Below are 9,473 nucleotides of genomic sequence, written 5' to 3'. Positions count from 1 at the left end.
CGGGGTTTTTGAACTGAAATACTTCTTTAATGAAAAAATTGAAACAGAAGACGGGGAAGAGATTTCAACCAGACGAATCAAACAACGGATTAAAGAGATCATCGACGCCGAAGATAAACACCGCCCCTTGAGTGATGAGAAAATTGCCAAAATACTAAAAGAAGAAGGCTTCCCTATTGCCCGGCGAACCGTGGCCAAGTATCGGGAACAGATGCAGATTCCGGTAGCCCGCCTGCGCAAAGAATTGTAATTCGCTTACTGGTCGCGCCTTTTTAATAATTTTGCCTTTAAAAAATTTGTCCCGCCATGGTGGGACGTGAACTTTTATGTGCTCATCATTCGTGGCTATTTCTGAAACAATATCGATGTTAGCGCCAAAATAATCATGAATCAATCTGTCTCTTGTTCCAGTAATTATCTTCCATGGAATATCCTGATATTTTTTCTTAAGCTCAGATGATATTTTCTTGCTTGCTTCACCTATAATCTCAAGATTCCTGACTATTGCGCCCTGTGTTTTGTAATATTGATAAACATGTCATACGTAATACCGCCAATATATTTTTCAATTTTTGAAAGACAGATCAAAATATCTTCGGTCAAGTCTTGATCGGATCGCTTATACATAGATAATATTCTTTTCTATTTCAGAAGAAACACTTTTTACACGTATATTTTTAATTCCATCTCTTGTTAACACATCAACTTTTTTACCAAACAAACGCTCCATATATTCAACAAGTTCTACAAATTTCAAACCAATAGGCCGATCAAATTCAACTACAATATCAATATCGCTATCCACTCCAGCAGAAAACCTGGCGACAGACCTAAAAATACCGATACGACTTACGCCATATTTTTGTGACAAATAGGGATATTGTTCTTTTATTTTCTTTACTATTTCATCACGATTACCCATCACCAAATCTCCATATTTCAGACACATATCATCTCATTTTATCGGTTTTACCATCAACGGCTTATCAGGGTTTACTTGAACGTTTGGTTGCAACACCATTTAATTTTACCTGCCCCTAAATGGCACAATATTTTTTATATTTTAAGATCAAGACTTTCCAGAGTCAAACCAAAACCACATTTTTTTTTAAAAATTAGAAATAAAATTCCAGCTTTACAATTAAGCAAATTTTAGCCTGAAACGATTAACGGACACGCTGCCAAAGACAGTTAATAGTTCTTAATCAAAACCATTCAACGAGCGTGACTCAGCCTTTTTCTAAATTTTTCTCGCACAAAAGCACCGGCGGTTATTTTAATTATTTTCATGTTCAAACTTGCCGAATAAGTTCAAGACCAATTCATACCTAAAAGCATAGGCCTGAAGTTCGCGCCTACCGGTTGTAGCAAAGCGGATACTCCAATTTTTGCTTCATTCCTACCGGCTGGCCACTCCACTAAAAGCCCCAACTGCGGTCAGGTTCTTTACCTGAGCTCTACTTCTTTCTTCCAGAAGGCCGATGCTGTTTTTGGCGGATCTGCACGGCATTAATAGAATACAGAAACAGGAGTACCAGGCCCAGCAGCATCGTTACGACGCCCAAAATCAAAATCCAGGTGCTGGGCAAAGGAAAAGCCACAAAACGGATTTGATTCAATGCCCCAGAAAGAGCGGCTAAGGTAAAGAGCAGCGCCGAAGTGTAAAAGAAGGAAAGCACAACAGTCAATTTTTTTAATTGTTCTAACTTGGCCTGAATGAGCGGTACACTTTGTTCACTATCTCTTTGACGCAAGGCGTCAATCTCCGTGTTCAGGGCAATCAACAAATTGGAAGTGGACAAGATTAGCAAAGCCACCGCCGGCAAAAAGGTAATGGGTACGTACCAGTTCATGACTTCAATATAATCATTTTTTTCCCGGTAAAAAAGTTTTAGAAAAGCAAAATTGATTTGCACGTTAATCTGCAATAGATTCTGTTAACGATTTTTATCAAAAGGTGTTCACGATGAAGATGCTTTTTGTTTTTTTATTCCTTCCCTTTTTGACTTTTAGCCAGAACCATGGCATTCAAACCTATGGAATTCACACAGGCGTCCTGCCATCCGGTCCGTTAGATGCCATTACCGATGTTGACGGCGTCAAAGTCGGCCAGGTAACCCTGATCCAGGGCGATTCGGTGCGTACCGGGGTGACGGCTATTTTGCCCCATGAAGGGAATATTTTTCAGGAGAAGGTTCCGGCTGCGGTTTACGTGGGAAATGGATTTGGCAAGTTAACCGGCAGCACGCAAATCGAAGAACTGGGTAATCTGGAAACACCGATCATTCTTACCAATACCTTAAGCGTACCTGTAGCCGCCAGAGCTCTTATTGAATACACCCTGGCCCTGCCCGGCAACGAACAGGTGCGTTCGGTAAATCCCGTGGTGGGCGAAACCAACGACGGCTGGTTAAACGACATCCTAGGACAACACGTTAAAGAAGAACATGTTTTGCAGGCCATCCATTCAGCCAGGTGCGGCCCGGTAGCAGAGGGCTGTGTCGGCGCCGGTACAGGTACAGTTTGTTTTGGTTTTAAAGGTGGAATAGGTACTGCCTCCCGCAAACTGCCCGAAGCCCTGGGCGGCTGGACTGTGGGCGTGCTGGTGCAAAGTAACTTTGGCGGAGTTCTGCAAATCGCAGGCGTTCCGGTTGGAAAGGCGCTGCACCGATTCTATCTGAGCGATCAATTGAATACCTCTCCTGACGGTTCCTGCATGATGGTAGTGGCCACCGACGCGCCGCTGCGTTCCAGAAATCTAAAACGCCTGGCCAAACGCGCTCTGTTTGGGCTGGCCAGAACCGGCGGCATCGGCAGCAATGGTAGCGGCGATTATGTGATCGCATTTTCTACAGCCCGCAATCTCCGTGTGCCCTACCAATCAGCCCATGCCTTTCAAAAAGGCGAAGTGCTGCGCAACGAACACATGTCGCCCCTGTTTTTAGCAGTCATTGAAGCCACAGAGGAAGCAATTCTGAACTCTCTGTTTGCCGCCAGAACGACCAAAGGATTTGAAGGGCGACAGATTGAGGCCCTGCCCATTGACAAAGTGTTGAATCTTCTTAAATATCATCGTGTAATCACTAAAACTAAGGATGTGCGATGATTGCTTTTTTAAACGGTCAATATTTGCCCAAGGAAAAGATCTGCATCAGTCCGGATGACCGTGGCTTTTTGTTTGCCGATGGCCTGTATGAGGTGGTACGTTTTTACAACAACCGGCCGTTGCGCCTAAAGGAACATCGACAGCGGTTGGAGGGCGGAGCCAGAGTGCTGCGTTTTAACCGCCAGCAATTCCCGGAATTTGATGAGGTGCTGCCTTCATTGATCCAAAAAAATAATCTGGAAAAAATGGCAAGCGCTATTGTTTATTTTCAAGTGACGCGCGGAGCAGCAGCTCGTAGCCATCGTTTTCCCCCTGCGGAAACGCCATTGACCATCTACGCCTTTGCCCGCGAATTCCATAGCGCTGTTGAGGAACAGGAAAAGGGCGCCAAAGCTATTTTGGTGGAAGACGATCGCTGGGGGCACTGCAACTTAAAGACCATTGCCCTATTGCCCAATACACTGGCCCATCAAAGAGCCCGCGATGTCGGGGCTGTTGAGGCACTTTTTATGCGTGACAATCACGTTCAGGAAGGAACGCACAGCAATGTAGCCATGGTCAAGAATGGAATTTTTTACACTCCCCCATTAACGCGCCACGTATTGCCTGGAATTACACGGCAGGTGGTAATCGAATTGTGTGAAAAAGAGGGTATTGAAGTAAGAGAAGTAATGATTAGCAGGGATTTTTTATTGGATGCCGACGAGGTCATGATCATAGGCACCACGGTGGAAATTACGCCCATCATTCAAATCGATAAAAGAACCATTGGCTTCGGTCAGCCGGGCCCGCTCACGCACATGCTTCTGACCCAATTTAGACTGCTTCCCTCAAAAGATCTATCACTTTAGCATGCGAAAATTTTTTTGCTGTGTGAGTAAGTAAAATCGTTGAATGGTTGAATGAGCATCGGGCTGACATTCCAAATTCCCAATGATCGTTAATGTCGCCAAAATAAGAAATTTCCAACACAAGCCCTCCCCCTCTCTTTGACTTTAATTCTGGGAGAGGGGCTTGAGGGGGTGAGGGCTAATTCGTGAAATAACTTCCGCTGTTGTAGGAGTAAAGTTAAAAATATATGAGTGTAAGAGTTAAAGGGTCACGGGGCACCGGCCCGTCATTATTTTAAAGAAGTTTTTGGGTTGCGGCTCTGCTGCCTTAGAATACTTCCTTCAAAAAGTCTATCCTACCATAAGGGGATACAAAATTTTTAAGCTGCTTTATGGGTGGGACGTGTTGGGCTAATAACTAAAAGACACGGCTGTACGCCTACTTAACACGCATTTTTAAAAATATTAATAATTTATCCATGGTCCATTTGAGTTAATCCGTTGCCAAAACAAAAAGACCCGGATTTGCGCTTTGTTGCAAGTTTAATAGTTCTCTTACGCTTATGGTTGTAGCTCTTCTACCTCAGGTTTTATCTCAATAAAATCATTTTCCTACGTTGAACAAAATTATTAACGCGCAAAGAGTAAAAATATACTCCGCTTGTTAAATTGCTCCCATCGAAGGAAACCGAATAATTGCCGCTCTGTTTTACTTCATTCACTAAAGTTTTTATCTCCCTGCCCAGAACATCATAAACCTTTAGTTGAACAAATCCCTTTTCTTTTAAAGAGTATCTTATTGTCGTAGTGGGGTTAAAAGGATTTGGATAGTTTTGTTCAAGTGAGAATTGGTTGGGGATTGTTTCATGATCACTGGTAATGCCAGTAGAAGCATAGAATTCATGAATGCCGATATCGGGCGCGTTTCCGAAGAAAATCGGGTTTCCATAAAAATCATGCGTTAAGCCCACACCGATACCCGCGTCAATGCATGGGGAATTTTGCGTCAGAAAATAATACAGTGAATCCGGCGTAGTCAGCAGGGGATCTACTTGAATATTATTGGCCGCGCTATCCATGGCGCCTACCTGGTTGTTAAAATTCGCGGCATTGACGTAAGCGCCTCTGATATAGACTACCGGCGCGGTTTCATCGCCATTGAACAGGCAGTTATTATAAAAATAGTTGGTCTGTATCGAATTGTGATCTTCAATGGCGATGGCGATGTCGTTTAAACCGTCCCTGGAATTTTGGCCGCAATTTAAAATGATATTATTGCGGATATAGTTATGGTACTTCGGATTTTGGTCGCGGCGAAAATAGATGCCAGGCTCATCACAATTCATGATCAGGTTGTTATCGATTTTATTATCATGGCACACCATATCCGTGCCATAGGCTTGCAGATGAATGCCCCGCGCGGTAGCAAATGTTCGAACCGGGGAATTCCTTATGCCATCGATGATGTTGTGATGGATCCAGTTATTATTGCCATTAATTTGATTTTGTACGGTGGTGTTTTTGATGATATTATTAAAAAATTCGTTATCCCGGCATTTATTTTCCAGACCGTCGGTTCCAATGCCCCGTTGATAGGTCACATTGTCAGCGGAAATATAATTCCCGTAAATTTTATTGTCAAAAACACCGTTTGCCGAAGGGCTGAGTCCTTTCAGATAAATTCCGGTATGCCCAAAATCTTTTATGGCGTTATTTTTAACCACGCAATCATTAGCACCATTGGCTAATTGAATACCATCATCAATGCCCTTGTTCTTTCCGTAAGAAAAATGAAAGCGGGAATCCAGTTCGCAATGATCGATTGTCACATAAGTTGATGAAACCCCCTGGCTGTCGCGAATTAAAATCCCCTGGCGGCTGTAGGCGCCGATGGTACAATTTTTAACGGTAATATGACCACAGCCTAAAATGGCCAGTGCAAAACTGTATCCGCCCTGTACTTCAATATCCTGCACCAGGATATGCTCCTTGGTCTCAAAGCGAACCGTGAAGTAAAACACGTTGGTTTCCATCAGACTAAAGGAATTCGCCGGATTGGCCACCGAATACACATAGAGCCTGGCATTTTCCCAGGCCCACATATATCGGGAGCCATCGAGACTATCGACCACTTCATTTCGTAACACCTCTTGCCCATTGATCCACAGACGCTGGGGATTGTAGGATTGTTCTCTGTACCAGAGGTTATTGCCGAAATCTGTCCATGTGGCGGGATCATTCCAGCCCTGGTAAACAGCTCTTCCGGTTATGATTGGCAACGGACCGCTCCCATAGCTTCCGATGACGATAGGAGCGGAGAAATTTCCGGAAGCGGGAAAGGTAAGCGCCTCATTCCAAATTTCTCCTTTTTTAAACAGTACAGAATCACCGGGAGAAAAATTAAAATTATTTACCTTATGGATGGTTTTCCACGGGGCCGTTACCGATATACCGGCATTCGAATCGTTTCCTGACGAAGCATCTATATAATAGGTCGTAGCGAATAGGTTGACAGCAATTAAAAGGTAAAAGGTGGTGAATACATAGTGCATTGCAGTTCGGAACATTGTTTTTTCCTAATGGTTAATTCTGGTATTTATAAAAAGGTAACCCCACGTTTAGCTTTCGTAAGGGAGCTCGGGATAATGACCAGCTTTAGACAGCGAATGACTGAATGTTTTTTTCGCTGTTTCCATGATATTAATGATCCGGCAAAGATTCAAACTCCTTATGTTTTGATTCGAACCACTTTTTCATTTCATCCGGATTTTTCATAAGGTCCTGCATTTTTCTCATTGCCTCCATATGAGCCACATCCTGTTTCCGGATCATTTCCATTGCGTGTTGTTTGCTCAATTCAGCCATTTCTTCGAACGTATTGGCATGGAATTCCTGATCACATGCACCGCCCAACTGCCTGCAACTCATTGTTTTCATATTTTTCTCCTTTACGTAAATATAAACGTCTAAGGCAGCAAAGCCGCAACCGAAAAACTTCTTTAAAAAATGACAGGCCGGTGCCCAAGCCCCCTTTAACTTTTATACTCATATACTCTTAACTTTACTCCTCCAACAGCAGAAGTCATTTCACGAATTTGCCCTCACCCCCTCAAGCCCCTCTCCCAGAATTAAAGTCAAAGAGAGGGGGAAGGCTTGTGTGTGAAATTTTCTTAATTGTCCGGACGCTTTAGCCGGTTGAAGCAAAGCGGAAATCGCGATTCTCTGTGGTGGGACATCAAACCATTCAACAATTCAACCAATCAACAATTCAACAGATTTACTTCCTCACCCCGCACAAAATTTCTCACGCTAAGGCGTTAGATCTTTTGAAGGAAGTATTCAGATAGTAACAAAGCTCAAACAATCCAAAGCGGACATTAATGACTCTCGCTTCTTTTCAGATAGAAGACAATCAGCCCTACCCCGATAAGCAATGCAGCGCCGCCGACCACTTTTGCCACAAAAAGTTCCTTGTTTTCCACGTCCTTTGTCGGCACGGAAGAGATGACGATGGAAAACAGGGTAATGCCACATCCCAGGATGGCAACGATCCAAACCGCTGCCTTGCTTTTCTGAAATACCGTTATGATCCCTTTATTCCCCGTGTTTTGCCAGTGATGCCAAACCAATGCGGCGAACATGTACAGGACGGGAATAAAGTACAGGATGATGGACATATCCAGCAGGATTAAAAAAGCCTCTTTTATTGTGGAGCCCGCGATTGAACCCAAAAAAAGGAAGGTAAGCACGACACCCTGCATCAGCAGGGAAATAACCGGCGAGCCCCATTTGGGATGGATTTTCCCGAAAGCATCTGGCAAATAGTGGTCAAGACCGATCACAAACGGCACGCGCGCTGTCCCTGTCATCCAGGAACCGAAAAGGCCCATCGTGCTGAACGCCACCAGAATCGCCCCGAGCGCTCCGATCCCGGGCATGCCCATTGTGGAACTCACTTCGTGAAACGCCTGGGTCACACCCGCAATAATTCCAACTTCGCCTTCAGGCACGGTAAAAATCAGCATCAGTGTTCCCACCATGTAGAGTAGCCCAACGGCGATGGAAGAGATAATAATAGCACGGGGAATGTTCTGCCGGGGGTTTTGGATTTCACCAGCCAGTACAGGAGCGAGCTCCAGTCCGCCAAAACAAAAAGCGGCGATGGCAAAGTATGGCAGCACGGAGAAATCAGTGAAATCGGGTATCAGCTTACCAGGGCTGAATGGGTGCACACTTCCGTGGTTTACGACGAAAACAATAGCCACGACCAACAAGAAGGCAATGCATATCCAGGTCGCTAAACCGCCGATATTCTGGATCCATTTTGCCCGTTCCATACCCAGAATGTTCAGGATTGTGACCAACCATAATATCCCCAGGCACACCAGGGCGTTGTACCAGGGATTGCCCGCAAGATTAAGAAAGTCATCGCCAAAGATATACAAACCGGATACAGAAACGAGTATCAACACCGTCGGAAGCCAGACAATATTACCGAGCCAGTAAGTCCAGGCGACAATATAGCCGTGCAAGTCACCGAACGCCGTTCGCGTCCAAAGGTAAAATCCGCCTTCTTCCGGCATCCTTGCATTGAGCTCGGCAACCATTAATCCACTGGGGATCAGGAATGCCAGGAGGGCCAGAGCATAGAGTGTCAGGCTGGCATAGCCAAATTGAGCTACCTGCGCCAGGCTGGATAAACCGACGATGGCAGAAATGTTCAATAGCACCAGGTCTTTTAGGTTAAGGGCACGGTGAAGCTGTGGCACGGTTACGCTGGCAGTGTCATTTTGCATCCGTATTTATTCCTTTAATTTTGTACGTTTAAGCCGCTCGAAAGTAGAAAATATTTTCAACTCTTTCTTTTGTTTTGTGCCAGCTAACCAGCGCCGCACAATTCACAGCCGTAACAAACCAAACAAGCTCTTCACAACTTTACCGATTTGCCAAATCGCCGCCGGCTTATGGCGTCTGATTGAACGCCTGGTTGTGCGAATTTATTTTATTTTTTACCTTCACCTTCAGGAAATGACCTCGAACTTATTTCTTTTACAAACAAGCACGTTACTTCCATGATAAAGTCTAATCCTTTTGCTCCGCTTCTCCAATGTAAACCATTTACCAAAAATTTGCATTCGTGTCAAGGTACAAAATGATTTTTTATTTTATATTTTTCGACGGATCAAAATTAAAATTACCTACACATTTCAAACAGTTTTGCAAACCGAGGAAATGAAGTGGTTTTTTATTTTTCAGGGCACTTCCTTCCAGTTTTCTGGAACTGCTAATCAGAAGAGCTCTACGATCGCACAACGGCCTGCGCTTCACCAGATTTGCCACGCTTAAAAAATTTCCATTACCGATTCACCGACCGCGTGGCAAATTCTGGTGCAAGCGCTTGTTCAAGCGCTTGTTGGACTAAGCCGCAAAGCGGCAGCCTTTAAGTTTCGTAAAATCTTTTTCTAAATGCAGTAATCTACATCGCAGAAAAAGGTCTCCTTGCTTTGTATAATTATATTGAACAAAACAAACAAAAA

At 44.2% G+C, this 9,473-nt stretch carries 9 protein-coding genes; 3 read left to right on the top strand and 6 right to left on the bottom strand.

Features of this window, described 5'->3' with window-relative positions:
- Window positions 1-250 (top strand): RNA polymerase factor sigma-54 (locus ACWB0I_RS14585; protein ID WP_479388803.1); only part of this gene is annotated, 250 nt, incomplete at its 5' end.
- Here ACWB0I_RS14585 and ACWB0I_RS14580 read toward each other — a convergent pair.
- The 3 genes from ACWB0I_RS14580 to ACWB0I_RS14570 form a co-directional block, all read right to left on the bottom strand.
- The gene (locus ACWB0I_RS14580) at window positions 155-463 is read right to left on the bottom strand and encodes a HepT-like ribonuclease domain-containing protein (protein ID WP_479388804.1); all 309 of its coding nucleotides are present in this window, start codon (window positions 461-463) and stop codon (window positions 155-157) included. The genes ACWB0I_RS14585 and ACWB0I_RS14580 overlap by 96 nt on opposite strands.
- Before the next feature lie 156 nt (window positions 464-619).
- Complete coding sequence (locus tag ACWB0I_RS14575; RefSeq protein WP_479388802.1) at window positions 620-922, bottom strand: nucleotidyltransferase family protein; 303 nt, start codon at window positions 920-922, stop codon at window positions 620-622.
- Between the two features lie 535 nt (window positions 923-1,457).
- Window positions 1,458-1,916: a DUF2721 domain-containing protein gene (locus ACWB0I_RS14570; RefSeq protein ID WP_479388801.1), complete on the bottom strand. Its 459-nt coding sequence runs from the start codon at window positions 1,914-1,916 to the stop codon at window positions 1,458-1,460.
- A gap of 50 nt (window positions 1,917-1,966) precedes the next feature.
- Here ACWB0I_RS14570 and ACWB0I_RS14565 point away from each other — a divergent pair, with 50 nt between their 5' ends.
- Window positions 1,967-3,106, top strand: coding sequence for a DmpA family aminopeptidase (locus ACWB0I_RS14565; protein WP_479388800.1), 1,140 nt, complete (start codon window positions 1,967-1,969; stop codon window positions 3,104-3,106).
- Window positions 3,103-3,957, top strand: coding sequence for an aminotransferase class IV (locus tag ACWB0I_RS14560; RefSeq protein ID WP_479388799.1), 855 nt, complete (start codon window positions 3,103-3,105; stop codon window positions 3,955-3,957). The genes ACWB0I_RS14565 and ACWB0I_RS14560 overlap by 4 nt, the downstream gene beginning before the upstream one ends.
- Before the next feature lie 569 nt (window positions 3,958-4,526).
- Here the strand turns inward: ACWB0I_RS14560 and ACWB0I_RS14555 are convergent.
- The 3 genes from ACWB0I_RS14555 to ACWB0I_RS14545 all read right to left on the bottom strand — a co-directional run bounded on the left by ACWB0I_RS14555 (window position 4,527) and on the right by ACWB0I_RS14545 (window position 8,732).
- The gene (locus ACWB0I_RS14555) at window positions 4,527-6,503 is read right to left on the bottom strand and encodes a T9SS type A sorting domain-containing protein (protein WP_479388798.1); all 1,977 of its coding nucleotides are present in this window, start codon (window positions 6,501-6,503) and stop codon (window positions 4,527-4,529) included.
- Between the two features lie 133 nt (window positions 6,504-6,636).
- Window positions 6,637-6,873 (bottom strand): DUF1059 domain-containing protein, encoded by a 237-nt coding sequence (locus tag ACWB0I_RS14550; protein WP_479388797.1) that lies wholly within the window; start codon window positions 6,871-6,873, stop codon window positions 6,637-6,639.
- A 440-nt stretch (window positions 6,874-7,313) separates the two neighbouring features.
- Window positions 7,314-8,732 carry an APC family permease gene (locus tag ACWB0I_RS14545; protein WP_479388796.1) on the bottom strand — a complete coding sequence of 473 codons (1,419 nt, stop codon included), beginning with the start codon at window positions 8,730-8,732 and terminating at the stop codon, window positions 7,314-7,316.
- Window positions 8,733-9,473: the final 741 nt, after the last annotated feature.

Source organism: Caldithrix sp., assembly GCF_056497305.1.
Note: the sequence above shows the minus strand (reverse complement) of the source record. Positions and strands in the feature narration are given on the sequence as shown.